Annotated in this window: 14 protein-coding genes; 7 read left to right on the top strand and 7 right to left on the bottom strand. The window is 33.9% G+C overall.

The features are described 5' to 3' along the window. Positions 1–32: 32 nt before the first annotated feature. The 4 genes from BSF41_RS03040 to BSF41_RS03025 form a co-directional block, all read right to left on the bottom strand. Positions 33–1,820 (bottom strand): 1-deoxy-D-xylulose-5-phosphate synthase, encoded by a 1,788-nt coding sequence (locus tag BSF41_RS03040; protein WP_095928044.1) that lies wholly within the window; start codon positions 1,818–1,820, stop codon positions 33–35. A 51-nt stretch (positions 1,821–1,871) separates the two neighbouring features. Beyond that, the gene (locus BSF41_RS03035) at positions 1,872–2,510 is read right to left on the bottom strand and encodes a hypothetical protein (protein WP_095928043.1); all 639 of its coding nucleotides are present in this window, start codon (positions 2,508–2,510) and stop codon (positions 1,872–1,874) included. Further along, entirely contained in the window at positions 2,510–3,328 is an 819-nt protein-coding gene (locus tag BSF41_RS03030) for an energy transducer TonB (protein WP_095928042.1), read from the bottom strand. The genes BSF41_RS03035 and BSF41_RS03030 overlap by 1 nt, the downstream gene beginning before the upstream one ends. A gap of 80 nt (positions 3,329–3,408) precedes the next feature. Then, the gene (locus BSF41_RS03025) at positions 3,409–4,374 is read right to left on the bottom strand and encodes an energy transducer TonB (RefSeq protein ID WP_095928041.1); all 966 of its coding nucleotides are present in this window, start codon (positions 4,372–4,374) and stop codon (positions 3,409–3,411) included. 60 nt (positions 4,375–4,434) lie between these two features. Between BSF41_RS03025 and BSF41_RS03020 the strand changes: the two genes are divergently transcribed. The 5 genes from BSF41_RS03020 to pbpC all read left to right on the top strand — a co-directional run bounded on the left by BSF41_RS03020 (position 4,435) and on the right by pbpC (position 14,719). Continuing rightward, positions 4,435–4,878 (top strand): nucleoside deaminase, encoded by a 444-nt coding sequence (locus BSF41_RS03020; protein WP_095928040.1) that lies wholly within the window; start codon positions 4,435–4,437, stop codon positions 4,876–4,878. Positions 4,879–4,890: 12 nt separating this feature from the next. Beyond that, a complete protein-coding gene (locus BSF41_RS03015) occupies positions 4,891–5,523 on the top strand; it encodes a hypothetical protein (RefSeq protein WP_095928039.1) in 633 nt (210 codons plus the stop codon). Between the two features lie 175 nt (positions 5,524–5,698). Next, positions 5,699–11,386 carry an alpha-2-macroglobulin gene (locus BSF41_RS03010; RefSeq protein WP_095928038.1) on the top strand — a complete coding sequence of 1,896 codons (5,688 nt, stop codon included), beginning with the start codon at positions 5,699–5,701 and terminating at the stop codon, positions 11,384–11,386. Between the two features lie 128 nt (positions 11,387–11,514). Next, positions 11,515–12,105, top strand: coding sequence for a transposase (locus BSF41_RS03005; RefSeq protein ID WP_095928037.1), 591 nt, complete (start codon positions 11,515–11,517; stop codon positions 12,103–12,105). A 238-nt stretch (positions 12,106–12,343) separates the two neighbouring features. Beyond that, on the top strand, positions 12,344–14,719 hold the full coding sequence (pbpC, locus tag BSF41_RS03000) for a penicillin-binding protein 1C (RefSeq protein WP_095928036.1): 2,376 nt from the start codon (positions 12,344–12,346) through the stop codon (positions 14,717–14,719). An 8-nt stretch (positions 14,720–14,727) separates the two neighbouring features. On the opposite strand, the gene BSF41_RS02995 is transcribed toward pbpC, so the two are convergent. From BSF41_RS02995 to BSF41_RS02985, 3 genes are all read right to left on the bottom strand, one after another. Continuing rightward, the gene (locus BSF41_RS02995) at positions 14,728–15,531 is read right to left on the bottom strand and encodes a hypothetical protein (RefSeq protein WP_253251751.1); all 804 of its coding nucleotides are present in this window, start codon (positions 15,529–15,531) and stop codon (positions 14,728–14,730) included. Between the two features lie 147 nt (positions 15,532–15,678). Further along, positions 15,679–17,223, bottom strand: coding sequence for a ribonuclease E/G (locus BSF41_RS02990; protein WP_095928035.1), 1,545 nt, complete (start codon positions 17,221–17,223; stop codon positions 15,679–15,681). A gap of 413 nt (positions 17,224–17,636) precedes the next feature. Continuing rightward, positions 17,637–17,927 carry an HU family DNA-binding protein gene (locus tag BSF41_RS02985; RefSeq protein WP_007805026.1) on the bottom strand — a complete coding sequence of 97 codons (291 nt, stop codon included), beginning with the start codon at positions 17,925–17,927 and terminating at the stop codon, positions 17,637–17,639. A 140-nt stretch (positions 17,928–18,067) separates the two neighbouring features. Here BSF41_RS02985 and mutY point away from each other — a divergent pair, with 140 nt between their 5' ends. Then, the gene (mutY, locus tag BSF41_RS02980) at positions 18,068–19,114 is read left to right on the top strand and encodes an A/G-specific adenine glycosylase (RefSeq protein WP_095928034.1); all 1,047 of its coding nucleotides are present in this window, start codon (positions 18,068–18,070) and stop codon (positions 19,112–19,114) included. A gap of 35 nt (positions 19,115–19,149) precedes the next feature. Further along, the gene (locus BSF41_RS02975; RefSeq protein ID WP_095928033.1) at positions 19,150–19,587 is read left to right on the top strand and encodes a single-stranded DNA-binding protein; all 438 of its coding nucleotides are present in this window, start codon (positions 19,150–19,152) and stop codon (positions 19,585–19,587) included. The last annotated feature ends 17 nt before the right edge of the window (positions 19,588–19,604 follow it).

The raw sequence follows: 19,604 nt of genomic DNA, 5'->3' as shown, positions 1-19,604 counted from the left end.
TAGGTAATTTTTGTTTTGGTATCGCAAAATAATTATTTTGAACCGTTAGAAAAAAGATTTATTAAATTTTTAACGTCAATTTTACACAATTGTTGTAATTGATTTACTGTTCCATGCTCAATAAATTGGTCTGGAACCCCCAAAATTTCAATCGAATTTTTAAAATTATTTGATGCTGCAAATTCTAAAACAGCACTTCCAAAACCACCATTTTTAACTCCATCTTCGATTGTAATAATGTTTTTAAAAGTTTTAAATATAGTGGTTAATGTATTGGTATCTAGTGGTTTAATAAAGCTAAAGTTGTAATGGGCAATCTCATCAGAATGGGGAGATTCTTTGAGGGCATCTATAACATTATTTCCAATTGTTCCGGTCGACAGTACCGCAACTTTTGTACCATCTTTTAAACATTTTGCTTCACCTAAATTAATTTTTTTATAATGTCCGAAATTTTCTACTTCCCAATTTGGAAGTACGCCTCGACCTCTTGGATATCGAATTGCAATTGGATGATCTAATCCAAGTTGCGCAGTATACAAAATGTTTTGAAGTTCAATTTCGTTTAAAGGCGCATAGATAATCATATTCGGAATCGAACGCAAGTAGGCAATATCAAAAACACCATGATGTGTTGCTCCGTCTTCTCCAACTAGACCTGCTCTGTCCAAACAAAAAATAACAGGAAGGTTTTGCAGCGCCACATCATGAATTACTTGATCATAGGCGCGCTGTAAAAAAGTCGAATAAATATTGCAGTAAACAATCATTCCCTGAGTTGCCATACCAGCCGCTAATGTAACGGCATGCTGTTCGGCAATTCCAACGTCAAAGGCGCGATCTGGCAATTCGTCCATCATAAATTTTAATGAACTTCCAGAGGGCATTGCAGGAGTAATTCCGATTATTTTTTCATTCTTTTTAGCTAAATCTAAAATGGTCAAGCCAAAAACATCTTGATATTTTGGAGGAAGATTTTCTTCCGATTTTAAATGAATTTCGCCAGTCGAAGCATCAAACTTTCCAGGCGCGTGATATTTTACCTGATTTTCTTCAGCCTGAAGCAAGCCTTTTCCTTTTGTAGTTACGATATGAAGGAATTTTGGGCCTTTAATCTTTTTTAAACGTTTTAATTCTTTAATTAATTTCGGAAGATCGTGACCGTCTATTGGTCCCGAATAATCAAAATTTAAAGACTTTATGATATTATTTTGTATTGGATTTTTTCCGTTTTTGACAGAAGTCAGATATTGTTTTAAAGCGCCAACACTGGGGTCAATTCCGATTGCATTGTCATTTAGAATAACCAAAATATTAGCATCGGTAACTCCAGCATGATTAAGTCCTTCAAACGCCATTCCGCTTGCAATAGAAGCATCGCCAATTACAGCAATATGTTCTTTGTCAAAATCACCTTTTAGCTTAGAAGCAATCGCCATTCCTAAAGCTGCAGAAATTGAAGTGGAAGAATGCCCAACGCCAAAAGTATCGTAAACACTTTCGCTTCTTTTAGGGAAACCAGAAATACCTTCGATTTGCCTATTGGTATGAAAGTTTTCTCTTCTTTCGGTCAATATTTTGTGCCCATAAGCTTGATGTCCAACATCCCAAACCAATAAATCATCTGGGGTGTTAAAAACATAATGCAAAGCAATTGTAAGCTCTACAACGCCCAAGCTTGCCCCCAAATGCCCTTCTTTTACAGAAACGATATCAATAATAAATTGACGAAGTTCTTGAGCAACCTGAGTAAGCTGTTCTTCTTTTAAAAGACGTAAATCGGTCGGATTGTATATGTTTGAAAGTAAATCGCTTTTCATTGTATGGTAAAAAGCAAATTTACGGTTTTAAATTTAATTTCTCTGTGCGTATTATTTTAGAAGAATAGGCACAGAATATTGCATTCTGACTTTTTTTCCGTTTGATTCGCCTGGTTGCCATTTAGGACATAAGTTTAAAACCCTTATAATTTCTTTTTCTAGAGGCTCTTCAACAGGCGGCGAACATTCAAGAAATGAAACACTTCCGTTTTTTTCTATCGCAAAGGCAAGGGTGAAATTGAGTTTCCAGTAATTTACATTTTCTGGTTTTTTATATTCTTTCATGAAGAAAGTATGAAATTGATCAATACCACCAGGAAATTCGGCGTTTGTATTTGAAAGAGGTTTTAGAGTTGAAGAAGCATCATCTTTTTTTGCTTTATCAGATTTCGAAGATTTGTTCTCATCCACTTCTCTAGAGGCTATTGTTGTCGTTTTTTTTATTTTAAGCTGCTCAATTTTTGATACATCTGAAGGTGCTTGATCTGTTTTTTTTGTACTAATTGCAGTTGCATCTAAAGCTTCTGGTTTTGCTGTCAAAGTATCTTCAATAACTTCAATATTTTTAATTTCTTGCTGTTTGGCTTCTTTGTTTTGACAACCGAAAAAAACTACAGCTATAACTACATACAACGTTGGCAAAAACGATTTGCGATTTATATAAGTAGTTATTTTATGTTTTATTTTCATTATTTAAATGTAATTGGCAAAATGAAAGTTGATCGAACAAACTGATTGTTTGTTTTTCCAGGAATCCATTTTGGGCCAGATTCTAATACTTTAATAACTTTTGCTTCATTTTCTGACGACTTGTTTTGAGTTACTCTAAAATTGCTTAAAGTGCCATCTCTTTCTACAACAAATAAAACAGACATTTCTCCTTCTTTTGAAGTAGTATAATTTTTTGCAAAATAAGAATAGAATTTTTTAATTCCGTTTTTTGGAGCGGGTAGAATATCCAAATCAACGGCATTATATATAATACTATATTTAAAATGTAGTCTCTCATTTTCACTAGCTATAAGAGGAAGTACCGCTCCCATTGTGATTCTTTCTCTTGGCTTTTTTGTTTTTTCTTTTTTAGATTCAATCTCATGGCCATAGCAGGAGGAAACATCTTCATCTTGATTTTGTGTCAGATTGTCGACGATTTCAATTTGATCAATTTTTTGCTTGTTTCCTTCTTTATCTTGGCAGCTAAAAAGAGTTGTTCCCATGGCAATAAACAAAGCAAGTAGAAACATTTTATGATAGTTGGTCTGAGAATATAAAATGCGATTAGGAATTTGAATCGTAATGGTATCTAACTGTGATTGTTTAAATCTCCCGCAAATTTTATCATTTTGATTTTGAATAAAATAATGCTGAATTTCTTCTGGAAGCATAGAACTAAAATCTATAACCGTTTTAGAACAGCTCAGACAAAAACGGCCATTTTCATTTGGCGTCATTTTGTTCCAATCTTCATGACATGGTTCTGGTATTGTTATTTTTCCTTTTCTTTCCATTTCTAAATTCAGAGAATTAAACGTAATAAATAATAAGCACAAGCAATTTTTTTATAGAAAAATCTCTTAAAGTTAGTCCTTTATGGTTGTAAACTTAATTCGGTTTGTTCCTGACTATCACCAGTTTTAACAATTTGCATGGTCGTAATTTTTGAAAACTTTCTCTTCCTTTTTTTCGGATTTAAAGTGTCGAGTTCCAATGTGATGGGTAGATTGTAAAAAGTTCTAACTTTCCTTCCTTGGATTTCGCCTGGAGTCCATTTTATAGATTTTTGTAAAACTCTGATAGCTTCTTCTCCAGTTCCAAAACCAAGATCTTCAATGGTTTTTATTTCATTTAAACTTCCGTCTTTTTCAATAACAAAAGACATTTTGATTACTCCGGTAGATTTTTTTAACTCTTTGGGTATTTTAAATTCAGATCTAAATGCTTCGTAAAATACATCTTTCCCCCCAGGGTAATCCGGTATAACATCAATTCCCATTCCTCCATAGACGGTATTGTCTTCATAAATATCCTCATTGGGTAGCGTTTCTGCGCATTCTGTTTTTACTAAAGAAAGGGATTTTTTGCTTTTTAGAATAGGAACCTTTTTAGATTTTGTTTTGCTAACGGTTGTTGGTTTAGTAGTAGATACTTCCTGCTTTTCGTTGGATTCAGTTTTTGGAGAAGGAGCATTTTCAATTATTTCAATTTTCTCTATTTTTTGTTTGTTCCCCTCTTTATTCTGACAGCTAAACAAAGTAGTTCCCATGGCAATAAATAAAGCCAGTAAAAACATTTTATGAAAATGCGTTTGGGTATAAAGAACTATACTCGGAATTTGGATTGTTATCGAATCAAGTTGAGATTTTTTAAATCTGCCACACATTTTATGGCCTTGATTTGTAATAATATATTGCTGAATTTCTTCTGGAGACATCAAGGTAAAATCAACAACAGTTTTTGAACAGCTCATGCAGAAACGGCCATTTTCATTTGGCGTCATTTTGTTCCAGTCTTCAGAGCATGGTTCAGGAATGCTGATTTTGTAATTTCTTTCCATATTCAGATATCAAGGATTAAATGTAATAAAAATAAGTTCTAAACTCCTATTTTTGCAATTATGATAAATCCTTTTACAGACGAATATTTTATGAAAAAAGCTTTGCAGGAAGCAGAAATAGCTTTTGAAAGAGGCGAAATTCCTGTTGGCGCTGTAATTGTCGTTGCAGATAAAGTAATTGCAAGCAGTCATAACTTAACCGAATTATTAAATGATGTTACAGCTCATGCTGAAATGCAATCTATCACAGCAGCAGCAAACTTTCTAGGCGGAAAATACTTAAAAGACTGTACGCTTTATGTTACTCTTGAACCTTGCCAAATGTGTGCTGGCGCTTTGTACTGGAGCCAGATTTCTAAAATTGTTTTTGGCGCAAGAGACGAACAACGTGGGTTTATCAATATGGGAACAAAGCTGCATCCTAAAACGACTGTCGTTTCTGGGGTGATGGCTAATGAAGCTGCAGATTTGATGAAACGATTCTTTCTTGAAAGACGTAAATAATTCCAATATACCATGACAGATTTTTCAAAAATAAAAAAGCTTTTTGGCATTACAGAACCCAATGGTTTTACCGAAAATGAAATTCAACTTATAAGAGATATTTTTGGAGATCTTCCAGCAGTTTTTGTTGATTACTATACTGAATTGGGGAAAATTGAAAATTTAAATCAGACCCAAGATTTATTGATTGTTCCAGAACGTTTTCAATATTTTAAACACAATGATTATTTGATTTTTTACTATGAAAATCAACGGGCTTGTGTTTGGGGAATTCATAAAGACGATTTGTCAAAAACGAATCCGCCAGTCTATATGAGTTATGATGAAAAGGAATGGAATTTGGAAACAGAGACCTTGACAGACTTTTTTACTGCAATGGCATTTCTTCAGGCTGGTTTTGCGCTAGAATTTCCCAGCAATACATTTTATGAAATAGAGCCGAACGATCTAGATTTTATTATCAAAAATTACTCAGACAAAGGCGTATCATTTAAGCAATGGCTTGAAGGAATACAATTTTACGGAAACCATGATGATGAGGTTATTATAATTACAGGTGGTAATCAAATGTTTTATTCCTCAAACACAGAAAATCATTTTTTGGAAATGGATAAAGTTTTATCAAAATTAGGTTCTGAGCTTTGAGGGCAATGATAAAACTTCAACAAAAGTTAAATAATCATATTAGAGAATTTTCTTCTTAAAAGATTCAGAAAATATTTTACTTTTATAATAATTTAATTGCGTTTTTGCTGTTACAACTTTTGACAGTAAATTGTATTAAATTCTTAGTTTATTAACCAATTAACTCTAATTAAAGGTGAAAGTAAAAGGACTAATTTTCGTATCTTTTGTGTTTTTTATTTTTCAATCTTGCGGGCGCAAATCGGCAGCAGATTTCAATTCAGATTTTTCACTATTTAAAGATTACATTACCAGTTTTACGGGCGGAATCGTTTCTTCGGATTCTGACATTCGTGTGGTTTTGGCTTTCGATAAAAACGACTGGAAGCCAAATCAGGAATTAGATGACGATTTGTTTGACATTTCGCCAAGTGTTCACGGAAAAGTCATAGCGCTTTCAACAAACACGTTAGCTTTTATTCCGGAGAAAAAACTAAAAATGGGAACAGAATATCAGGTTACTTTAAACTTAGATAAACTGACTGCCATTCCGAAAGAGAAAGAAAAGGAACTTTCAAAATTCAACTTTACAGTTAAAACGGTTAAGCAAGATTTTACCATCAATACGGGTGATATTCAATCGTATAGCAAAGAATATCAATATTTAAACTGCGTTTTAAAAACAGCCGATAATATTGATTTGGAAACCGCTCAAAAGCTGGTTGAAGCCAAACATAAAGGGAACAATCTTAAAATTAAATTTGAGAAAGTAGCTGGCCCTGCTAAAGAATTTCGATTTATAATTGATAGCATTCAGCGTCAATCAGAAGCTTCCACTTTGGAAATTATCTATGACGGAAATGATGTTGACATTGATCAAAAAGGACAAATCGATTTCCCGATTACGAGCATCAACGAATTTAAAGTTATAAAAGTTGAAGTTCCAGACGGAAACAATCAGCAGGTTTTAATTAATTTCTCTGAACCTTTAGAAAAAGGTCAGGATTTTGCCGGATTGGTTTCGATTCAAAACACTAATAATCTTAAGTTTTCTACCCAAGGAAATTTACTTAAAGTATATTTTACAAACCAAAATGCTTCTAAAAAACAAGAGCCTGTAGCAGTAGCTGTGCAAGAACCAGTTGCAGTTGCAGTAGATTCGGCTGCGGTTATGGTTGACTCAGCTGCTGTTGCCGTAGATTCAGCCGCGGCAGTTGTAGAAGAAGCTGTTGAATATGTACCAGACGAAGAACCAGAACAAGTTGTTACGGGCGAATTATTATTGGAAGTTTTTCAGGGAATCGAGAGCCAATATGGTAAAAAACTGGAAAACAATTACAGCGAGAAAATTTCTTTTGACCAGATAAAACCAAACATTCGTTTTATTAAAAATGGAACAATTTTGCCAAGTTCCAACAATTTAAAACTGAATTTTGAAGCTGTAAATCTAAGTGCTGTAGATGTAAAAGTATACAAGATTTATAAAAATAATATTCTGCAATTTCTTCAATACAATGAATTAAATGGCGGGCAAAATCTTAAAAAAGTCGCACAGCCAATTGCTAAAACCACTTTAAATTTAAAAGAAAGTACGCTCGCAAATCTGGCGAAATGGAATACGTATGCCTTAGATTTATCTAAGATCATTAAACCAGAACCAGGAGCAATTTACAGAGTTGAATTTGTTTATAAAAAGAAATATTCGCTTTATAAATGTGAAACATCAGACAATAGCGATGATGAAGCCGAGGAAGAAGAAGTTGATGAAAACGACGTAAACTACAGCGGAAACTCTTATGACGATTACTATTATTATGATGATTATGACTGGAGAGAAAGTCAAGATCCGTGTACAGGTTCTTACTATTACAACGCTAGAATTGCAACCAATATTTTAGCATCAGATTTAGGAGTTATTGCCAAAAGAGGAGAAAACAAATCATATTTATTTGCGGTAAATAATATCGTTACAACTGAACCTGTTTCAAATGCAAGGGTAGATTTATACAATTACCAACAGCAAAAAATAGCGACAGAAGCAACCAGCAGTGAAGGTATTGCATCTTTCCAATTGGATAAATTTGCCTATTTTGCCATTGTTACTTTAGGCGATCAGTCGACTTATGTGAAGTTAGACGATGGACTTTCGTTATCTGTAAGTAATTTTGATGTTGCAGGTGAAACTTTGCAAAAAGGACTGAAAGGATTTATTTATGGAGAAAGAGGCGTTTGGCGTCCGGGAGATAATTTGTATCTGTCATTTATTTTGAATGATGCCGCGAATAAACTTCCAAAATCACATCCAATTAAATTCAGATTAAACGACCCGAACGGTAAAACGGTTTATCAGACTGTTCAAAAAACGAATGATTTAAATCATTATGCCTTTATAGTGCCAACAAATCAAGATGCACCAACAGGAAACTGGGAAGCAATGGTAAGTGTTGGTGGAGCTAAATTCTATAAGAACATTAAGATTGAAACCATCAAACCAAATCGTTTAAAAATCAAGAATACATTTAGCAGAAAAACACTTTCGGCTTCGTATCCAAATACAGACAATCTTGAGGTAACATGGCTTCACGGTGCAATTGCTAAGAATTTGAATGTAGAAATGCAGGCTAAATTCTCTCAACAAAGCACGACTTTTAAAGGTTATGAAAAATATACTTTTGATGATTTAGCACGTCAATTCAGTACAGAAGAAATTAATATTTTCTCTGGCAAATTAAATGAAAGCGGAAAAGCATCAGTAAACATTCAGCCAAGATTACAAGGTCAGGCACCCGGAATGCTTCGTGCTTCATTCATTACAAAAGTGTACGAAGAAGGAGGAGATTTTAGTACAGATGTGATGTCAACGACCTATTCTCCATACAAAACCTATGTAGGTTTAAAAACGCCGGAACTGAATAAATACAGCATGCTTGAAACGAGAACAAACAATCGTTTTGATGTTGTAACAGTTGACGAAAACGGAAGACCAAAATCGGTTCGTAATCTCGAAGTACGAGTTTATAAAGTAGACTGGAGATGGTGGTGGGATTCTTCAAGCGATAATTTATCAAATTATAATTCTTCGAATGCAACAACTTCATACAAAACTTTTGTCATCAATACCGATTCGAGCGGAAAAGGAAGTTTCCAATTTGCCTTGACAGACGAAGAATGGGGACGTTATTTAATTCGTGTTGCCGATCAGCAAGATGGTCATGCAACATCTTTAACCGTAAATATCGATTGGCCAATCTGGTCTGGAAAAACACGTAATAGAGATGCTTCTACAGCCAATATGTTAGTTTTCTCTACCGATAAAAAGAATTATGCTGTTGGAGAAAAAGCACAGATTTCTTTCCCTTCAAGTGAAGGTGGCCGTGCTTTAATTTCAATTGAAAACGGATCGAGAGTAGTGCAGACTATTTGGGCTGAGACTAAAAAAGGAGAAACTAAAGTTGAGGTTCCAATTACAGGAGCAATGGCACCAAACGTATATTTTAATATTACATTATTGCAGCCACACGCTTCAACCAAAAACGATTCGCCAATTCGTATGTACGGAATTGTGCCAATCGAAGTGGTAGATAAAAACACTATTTTGGCACCGACCCTTAATATGCCAGACGTGTTAAGACCAGAACAGCCGTTTACAGTAAAAGTAGGCGAGAAATCAGGTAAAGAAATGACGTATACAATCGCAGTTGTAGATGAAGGACTTTTGGATTTAACTCGTTTTAAAACACCAAATGCGTGGGATAGTTTTTATGTGCGTGAAGCTTTAGGAGTAAAAACTTGGGACGTTTACGATGATGTAATTGGCGCTTATGGCGGAAAAATAAATCAGATTTTCAGTATTGGTGGAGATCAGGATTTAGGAGGCGGAAAAGCTAAAAAAGCCAACCGTTTTAAACCTGTAGTGTTATATTATGGACCATTTAAATTAGGAAAAGGAGAAACGAAATCGCATGATTTAAAGCTTCCAAAATATATTGGTTCTGTTCGAACAATGGTAGTAGCGGGTGATGCGAATACAAGCGCTTATGGAAGCGTCGAAAAAGCAACGCAAGTTAAGAGCCCGTTGATGGTATTGGCTTCACTGCCTAGAAAAATTTCGCCGTCAGAGAAAGTAACATTGCCTGTGACCATTTTTACAACAGAAAATAAAATTAAAAATGTTTCGATTCAGGTAAAAACCAGCAACGGATTGAAAGTAATGGGAAGTTCGGTTCAGAAGCTAAGTTTTGCACAGCCAGATGAGAAAATGGCATATTTTAATCTGGTTGTAGGCTCTGCAACTGGAATTGCAAAAGTTCAAGTAATAGCAACATCTGGAAGTGAGAAATCGACTTATGATGTTGAAATCGACATGACGAATCCAAATCCGGTTACGAGTACTTTTACAGATGTTGTTTTAACGCCAAATAGTACGAAGACAATTTCATGGAATACTTTCGGAATTGCAGGAAGCAACAAAGCAAGATTAGAAGTTTCGTCTATGCCATCAATGAATTTGAACGGAAGGTTACAATTCTTAATTCAGTATCCACATGGATGTGTAGAACAGACGACTTCATCTGTTTTCCCACAATTGTATTTGGGCGATGTGGCCGATATAGATGCGAAACGCAAAGATCTGATTCAGAAAAATATTGCAGCCGGAATTGCCAGATTGGGTAATTTCCAATTATCAAATGGCGGAATGCCGTACTGGCAAGGAAATGCAATTGCAGATGATTGGGGAACTTCTTATGCTGGACATTTCTTAATTGAAGCAGAGAAAAAAGGATATGTACTGCCAATTAATTTCAAATCGAAATGGCTGTCGTATCAGCAGAAAGAAGCGAAACAATGGCGTTTTGAGCCTAAATACGGAAATGATTTAGCTCAGGCGTATCGTTTGTACACTTTAGCTTTAGCAGGAAATGCTGATTTATCAGCAATGAACAGATTGAGAGAAACAAAAGGTATTTCGAATGAAAGTATGCTTCGTTTGGCAGCCGCTTATGTTTTAGCAGGTCAGAAATCGGCTGGGCAAAGTTTGTTCCTGAAAACCAGCATTGATGGTAGTTCAGATGGCTACAGCTATTACTATTATGGTTCAAGTGAAAGAAACCGAGCAATGGCTTTAGAAACGATGCTTCTTTTAGATCAGAAACAAAAAGCATTTGTTACTGCAACAAAATTAGCCAAAGAAATGTCAGCTAATCAATGGATGAGTACACAGACAACAGCTTATTGTTTGTATGCAATGTCGAAATTTGCGGTGAGTAATGGTCCGAAAGGAATCAATATCCAATTTAGTAAAAACGGAAAAGGAGAGACAATCAATACAGGTAAATCAGTTGCAGATCGCAGTTTGTCTGTTGCTTCGGGTTCAAACAGTATTACGCTGAAAAACAATAAAGCCAATACAGTTTATGTTCGTGTTTTGAACACTGGAATTCTGCCTATCGGACAAGAAAATGCGGTTCAAAGTGATGTTACGGCTTCTATTGTTTTCAAAAATAGAAAAGGAAGTGTAATTAATGTTTCAAGAATTAATCAGGGAACTGAATTTGTTGCCGAGGTTACAATTAAAAACCAAAGAGGAGAAAGCGTTCAAAACGTAGCGTTATCTCAAATTCTGCCTTCAGGATTCGAAATTGTAAACACTCGTTTTACCGATTATGGAGATGCTGTAAACAACATTGCAGATTATATTGATATTCGAGATGACAGAACTAATTTCTATTTCGGAATGAAAGCAAGAGAAACTAAGGTATTTAGAATCCTGTTAAATGCATCGTATTTAGGAAATTATTACCTGCCAGGATTACAATGTGAAGCGATGTATGATAATACATTCTTAGCCAGAACAAAAGGATTCTGGGTTGAGGTTGTGAAATAAATTATTAGCACACGTATCCTAACAGGTTTCCAAAACCTGTTAGGTATTATATTAAGTTTTTAGAAGAAGAAAAAAAAGATACCTAACAGGTTTTGGAAACCTGTTAGGATAATAAAAAGAATAAGATTGTGGAGAGGGATGTTTTTGAGGCAGGCCAATATTATCATGTGTATAATCGAGGAAATAATGGGGAGGATATTTTTATTGAAGAGAAAAACTATAATTATTTTTTAGAAAAGCTTAAAAAATATATTTCGCCAATTGCTGATGTTTATGCTTATTGTTTGCTCAAAAATCATTTTCATATTGTTCTAAGAATAAAAGATAAAATTAATCTACCTGAAAAGTTTAAAGAAAAAATTCATCTTCCATTTTCAAATTTATTTAACTCTTATTCTAAAAGCATAAACAAGGCTTATGATAGAACAGGAAGTTTGTTTCAGGAACATTTGCAAAGAAACAGAATCGAAAATGAAGAATATTTAAGACAGTTGATCTTATACGTTCATTTAAATCCTGTCAAGCATAAATTTTCTAAAGATTTTCAATCTTATAGACATTCTTCTTATCGTTCATATTTGTCAGATAAACAAAGTAGCATTGATCGAGAATTTATTTTAGAATTATTCAATGATTTAGAAAATTTCATATTTTGTCATGATGAAAAAAAGTTAATTTATGAAGGAGTTTTAAATGATATAGACTTACTTGACCAATAGAAAATAGTATTCGACTATCCTAACAGGATTCCAAAACCTGTTAGGCATTTTATAGATATAGAGAAGAAAATTTTATTTTTTCTTTTAGAAAGGGATAAAGAATATCCAATGGCTTTCTAAAACCTGTTAGATGTTTTTAGATAAAAGAAAAGATTTTGTTTTTTTATCTTTTTGGAATGGATAAGGAATACCTAACAGGTTTTGAAAACCTGTTAGGATACGCAATAACAATTTAATTTTGAAAAATAAACTTATAGCGTTTTTCCAACGCATCATAAATTGGATTAAAAAGAATAAAGTTAAATCAGCAATTGCATTTCTGCTCTTGCTGATTTACTATTTTTCGATACCTCGAACGTTATTTAAAGAGCCTTATTCAACCGTAATTGAAAGCAAAGAAGGAGAATTACTTGGAGCTAAAATTGCCCGTGACGGACAATGGCGTTTTCCAGCACAAGATAGCGTTCCAGATAAGTTTAAAAAATGCATTGTGTATTTTGAAGACGAGTATTTCTATAAACACCCCGGATTCAATCCTGGTGCAATGATTAATGCTTTTAAGCAAAACCGAAAAGCAGGAAAAGTGGTGAGAGGAGGAAGTACCTTAACACAACAGGTTATTCGATTATCCCGAAAAGGAAAAAACAGAACGTATTTTGAAAAAATAATAGAAATTATTCTCGCCACGAGATTAGAATTAGGGTATTCTAAAAATGAAATTCTAGAAATGTATGCTGCACATGCGCCTTTTGGAGGAAATGTTGTGGGATTGGAAATGGCTTCATGGCGCTATTTTGGAGTGCAGTCCAATCAGTTATCGTGGGCAGAAAATGCAGTTTTGGCTGTTTTACCGAATGCGCCAAGTTTAATTTATCCGGGGAAAAACCAGATAAAATTATTGAACAAAAGAAACCGACTTTTATTAAAACTACATCAGGAAGGTATCATCGATAAGCAGACATACGAACTTTCAATAGAAGAACCATTGCCTCAGAAACCTTATGATTTGCCTCAAATCGCTCCGCATTTATTACAGAGAGTTGCAAAAAATGAAGAAGGAACAAGAGTAAAAACTACTATTGATTATGCCTTGCAAAATCGCGTCAATCAAATTGCAAGATATTATTACAACCAGTACAAACAGAATGAGGTTCATAATCTGGCGATTTTGGTTATTGATGTTCAGAGTAGAAATGTAATGAGTTATGTTGGAAATTCTCCGGCAGATGCAGATCATCAAAAAGACGTAGATATTATTGATGCGCCAAGAAGTACAGGAAGTATTCTAAAACCACTTTTGTATGGAGCAATGTTGGATGATGGCGAATTACTGCCCAATACTTTAGTAGCTGATATTCCAACGCAGATTTCTGGATATACGCCTCAAAATTTCAATTTAACTTTTGATGGCGCTGTTCCTGCACATCGCGCATTATCACGTTCGTTAAATATTCCTGCGGTTTTAATGCTTCAGGAATTTACTGTAAACAAGTTTTATGAAGAACTTCAAAAATTCAAATTAAAGAACATTAATAAAACACCTGATCATTACGGTTTGTCGCTTATTTTAGGTGGAGCCGAAAGTAATTTATGGGATTTATGCCGAACGTATGCAAACCTTTCGTCTACAGTCAATTATTACACTAAAAATAAGAGTAAGTATAGAACTAACGAATTTACTGAACTTAACTATAAAAACGATTTTAAGCCCGATTTTGGTTCAGAAACCGATCAGAAGAATATTTTGGGTGCGGGATCAATTTGGTTAACGTATAATGCAATGGAAGAGGTTAATAGACCGGAAGGAGATGAAGCGTGGAAGTTTTATGACAGTTCGCTTAAAATTGCATGGAAAACGGGAACCAGTTTCGGAAATCGTGATGCGTGGGCTATTGGAACCAATTCAAGATATGTAGTTGGAATTTGGGTAGGAAATGCAACAGGAGAAGGAAGGCCAACTTTAACTGGAGTTACGAGCGCTGCGCCAATTTTATTTGATGTTTTTAATTTATTGCCAAGACAACGATGGTTTGATACTCCGTATAATGATTTAGCAGAAGTTGAGGTTTGCCGTTTAAGCGGTTATCTGGCAAAAGAAAACTGCCCAAAAATTAAACAATGGGTCTCTAAAAAAGGCAAATCGACTAAGGTTTGTCCGTATCATAGAACAATTCATTTAGATCAAACAGAGCAATTTCAAGTCAATAGTAGCTGTGAGAGTATTGATAATATTGTGACTAAAAACTGGTTTATACTGCCTCCTGTTATGGCTTGGTATTATAAAAGCCAGCATATTGAATATTTGCCGTTACCGCCATTTAAAGAAGGATGCGAAGGAACGCAAACCACTACAATGGACTTTATTTATCCGAAAGCGAATAGTAAAATATATTTAACAAAGGATTTTAACAGTAACATACAGCCCGTAATTTTGAAAGTAGCGTATTCTGAAAGAGATAAAGAATTATTTTGGTATGTTGATGATGTTTATAAAGCCACAACAAAAACTTTTCATGAACTGCCTATTAGGCCAACAACAGGAATACATTACATAACAGTTGTAGATGCTTCTGGAAATGAAATTAGAAGAAAAATTGAAATTGTAAAGGAATAATGAATTTATTACATGATTTTGAATTTGCCATATACATTTTTATTGTTTGTAAATCGGAACGTAATTGAAGTGGTAAATCCCTCATAAGTTGGAATTTTTTCTTTGTTATATGAAAGTGAATAACCTAAGCCTAAATCTATCATGTTTAAAAAGGTTACGCCTCCCATTGCATATGCATTTTTAGTAGAACTCCCAGCTTTTAAAAATAGAAAATATTCTGTATTAAATGACAAATGTAGATCTGGAAGACCATAATATTTGTCATTGTAGCTGTTTGTAATTCCGTACCCAGCACCTATGAAGAGTTTGTTGTCAGTATGGCAAACTAAACAAAATTCCATACCTGCAGTTAAAAGACTTTTGTTGGCAATTGAATAATTTAAATAAAGTATAGGCCAATCTGGAATCCTAAATTTTGGTGTAGCATTGTTTTCTCTGTAGTCAAATTCTCTCGTTTCAATTGTGTCGTCGTTTTCATTATACCATTTTGCTTTCCCAACTAAATAATCACCATTGTAATCTTTAGAATAGCCTTGAAATTGTATTTTATTGCTATTTAAATAGTAATCGTTAATTGTAAAAAGAGAGTCAGTATTCTTTATTTTATATCCTAAAGCATCTTTTGTTTTTATTTTTAAAGGCTTAATTCTGTAATAAAAAGCAACTTCTTTGGTAGATATTTTCCATTGTTTATCAAAAAAGAGAGTATCGTTTTGCGCAGCCACTTTCGAAGAAAGCAAAAAAAGGATTGTTATAAGAAGGTAAATGGCATATTTTTTTTTCTCAAAACTATAAGTCGTAACAATTTTCATTTATTATCTTTTAAAGATTATATAAACTTACTTTAAAATATAAATATTTTGTAAACGCATAAGCTTTTTTTGTGTTAGTATAAGACATAAAAGAAGTTATAAAAAAGCACAAAAAAACCGCCAATCTCACGAAAGGCGGTTTTTGATTTATTCTGAAATAACATTTCCTTTTTTATCATAGAAATGGTATTCTAAGTACGTGTAAGCGTCACGAGGTATGATTTTCACCCATTTCTTATGTTCAAAAAACCATTTTGAACGTAATGATGGAAAACCTTTACTGAGGTATGCAGCCACAAACGGGTGTGTGTTTAGTACAACCTTATTGTGGTTTTTTAAAAGTCTTTCTAAATCAGCGGTGATCTTATCAATGATTAAAATTGGAGCTTCAATTTCACCATTATGTTTGTTAGGATCTTCCTCTCTGGTTTTGATATTCACTTCTGGTCTTACGCGCTGTCTTGTAATCTGGACCAAACCAAATTTACTCGGCGGTAATATTTTATGTTTTGCTTTATCGTCGCTCATTTCTTCTCGCAAGAAGTCGAACAAAACTTTCCTGTTTTCTGGATTAGACATATCGATAAAATCAACTACGATTATTCCGCCCATATCACGCAAACGAAGTTGTCGTGCGATTTCTGCTGCGGCAATCATATTCACTTCCATGGCTGTGTCTTCTTGGTTGGTCGCTTTATTAGAACGGTTTCCGCTGTTTACGTCTATAACGTGTAACGCTTCAGTGTGTTCTATAATAAGATACGCACCTTTGCTCATGGAAACAGTTCGGCCAAAAGAAGTTTTGATTTGTCTCTCTATATTGTATTTCTCAAAAATGGGAGTGTCATTTGATTGATAAAACTTAACAATCGATTGTTTTGAAGGTGCAATTTCTTGCAAATATTCCTTCGTTTGATGGTACAACTCTTCATCATCTATTTGAATACCACTGAAGGTATCATTAAATACATCTCTTAATATCGAAGAAGCCCTATTAAGCTCTCCTAATACTTTTGATGGATGATGAGCAGTTGGTAATTTTTTACACATTGCAGACCATCTGCCAAGCAGGTTCTGCAAATCTTTTTCTAATTCGGCTACGTTTTTGCCTTCGGCTACTGTACGAACAATAACACCAAATCCTTTAGGTTTGATCGATAGAACAAGTTTTTTTAGACGATCCTTTTCTTTTTTGTCCTCTATTTTTTGAGAAATAGAAACACGGTCAGAGAAAGGAACTAGAACAATAAATCTTCCGGCAAGAGAAAGCTCAGCACTTATTCTTGGGCCTTTGGTTGATATAGGTTCTTTAACTACTTGAACTAAGACAGATTGATTGGCACTTAAAATATCAGTAATGATGCCATCTTTGTCAATCTCTTTTTCAAACTGAAAGGTTTTTAGGGAGAAATCTTTTAATTTACCTGCGCTTACAAGTTTTATGAATTTCAGCTGAGAAGCTAGATTTGGACCCAAATCGTGATAATGTAAAAAGGCATCTTTTTCGAAGCCTACATTTACAAAAGCGGCGTTAAGTCCAGCAACTGGTTTTCTGATTTTGGCAATAAAAATATCACCAACCTGAAAGTTGCTTTTTTCTTCTTCTTTGTGTAATTCAATTAGTTTTCCATCTTTTAATAAGGCAAAATCTACTGCTTCAGAACTAGATCTAATGATTAATTCTTTATTCACACTGTAAATTTTTATCTGTTTTTTCAGAAAATAGAAAAAGAGAGAAGAGTATAGATTAATAAAAATCTAAAATCTAAAGTCTAAAATCTAAAATCTTATCTACAGATGGATTAAACAATATTTTAACAGGTATTGAACCCGGGAGGGAAACTTAAATTTCAAATTTTTAAATTCCAAATTCCAATTAAATCAATATTGATTTCTTAATTTTTGGATTTTGGATTTTATTTTTTGGAATTTTTGAAATTTCCCAAATTTCAATGAACGTTTAAAAAGAAAAAAGTAGTTTAAAACTACTTTTTCTTTTTGTGGCGGTTAGCTCTCGCTCTTTTTTTACGTTTGTGAGTAGCTACCTTATGTCTCTTTCTTTTTTTACCACTTGGCATATTGTGTCAGATTTATGTTAATTAATATTATTTTGCTTCGTTGTTGGTTTTAACTCCTTCTACAAAAACTTTTGCAGGTTTGAAAGCAGGAATGTTGTGTGCTGGAATTTTAATAGTAGTGTTTTTAGAAATGTTTCTTCCAGTTTTTTCAGCTCTAGTTTTAACGATAAAACTACCAAAACCTCTAAGGTATACATTGTCTCCAGTCTCTAAAGAAGTTTTAACTTCTTCCATAAAAGTTTCTACTGTTGCTTGAACGTCTCCTTTTTCAAGACCTAGCTTCTCTGAAATCTTCGCTACGATATCTGCTTTCGTCATTTTCTTTCCTATTTTATTTTATAAATGGTGTACTATTTTTTTGAGTTTGCAAATATAGGAATTAAAAAAATAATTAATCAAGCTAATTCGTTAAATTTTAATTACATAAACATTTACTTTTGTAATCTAAGTATTTTGCAATGGATTTTCATAACATATTGATAAAATGGTATTTACAGCACCAGCGTGATTTACCGTGGCGAAAAACGGTCGATCCGTACCAGATTTGGCTCTCAGAAATCATGCTTCAGCAGACGCGAGTTGCGCAAGGAATGCCTTATTTTTTTTCATTTACTCAGGAATTTCCTACCGTAAAACATTTAGCAGATGCTTCAGAAGAGAAAGTTTTGAAACTTTGGCAAGGTCTCGGGTATTATTCTCGAGCTCGTAATCTTCATAAAACGGCTCAATATATATCTAATGACTTAAATGGAGTTTTTCCTGATTCTTATAAAGAGCTGCTAAAACTCAAAGGTGTTGGCGAATATACAGCTGCTGCAATAGCTTCTTTTTCTTATAATGAAGCGGTTCCTGTTGTAGATGGAAATGTGTTTAGGGTTTTGGCTCGTTATTTTGATATTGAATCTGATATTGCGCTTCCTGCAACCAAAAAAGAGTTTGCCGCTTTGGCACAGCAATTAATGCCTAAAGATAATCCAGCGATATTCAATCAGGCCATAATGGAGTTTGGTGCGCTGCAATGTGTTCCTAAAAGTCCTAATTGTGCGATTTGTGTTTTTAACGAAAGCTGTGCTGCTTTGCAAAAAGGAAAAGTAAATATGCTTCCTGTTAAGTCAAAAAAGGTAAAAGTGACCAATCGTTACTTTAATTATTTGATTTTAGAAGATGCTTCAGGAAACACATTAATTCAAAAAAGAACTGCAAAAGGAATTTGGCATAATTTATATGAGTTTCCGTTATTGGAAACGCAATCAATTGTTGATTTTGACGAGATTTCTCGAACAGTCAAAAATGAAATTTTTACAAAGTATACTATTATAAGTGTAGAAGATTGCAACGAATCGACGCTTATACACAAGCTTTCGCACCAACATTTGCATATTCAATTTTGGAAAATTAAAGTGAAAGAGGAAGTCGAAAACGGAGTAGATGCTCAAAAATTGAAAACTTTTCCTTTTCCTATTGTGTTGTATAATTTTATAGAAAAGCAAGAAATAAATTGCTAAAAAAATGTATCTTTGGGAGAAATACCACCAAAACTATGAACGGAACATTAAATAAAGTGATGCTTATTGGCCATTTAGGCGATGATGTAAAGATGCATTATTTTGATGGAGGAAACTGCATCGGACGTTTTCAGCTGGCTACCAATGAGGTATATATCAATAAAACGACTAATGAAAAAATAACCTCTACAGAATGGCATAATTTGGTTGTGCGTAATAAAGCTGCAGAGATTTGCGAAAAATATCTTTCTAAAGGAGACAAAATTTATGTCGAAGGAAGAATAAAATCTCGCCAGTGGCAAACAGAAGATGGAACGACAAAATATACGACCGAAATTCAGGTAACGGAGTTTACTTTCCTGACAACTAAAAAAGAAACTGCGTATACTAAACAAAACCAGGATACAGAGTCGGCAAAAAACACTAACTTTGATGCTCCTGAAGGGCTTCCAATTAACGATCTGCCCTTTTAAGCGATGTTTAACTAATT

The sequence above is a fragment of the Flavobacterium sp. ACN2 genome, assembly GCF_002303885.1.
In the GTDB taxonomy this organism is placed as follows: Bacteria; Bacteroidota; Bacteroidia; order Flavobacteriales; family Flavobacteriaceae; genus Flavobacterium.
The sequence above is the reverse complement of the archived record's forward strand: the minus strand, read 5'-3'. Positions and strand labels throughout refer to the sequence as shown.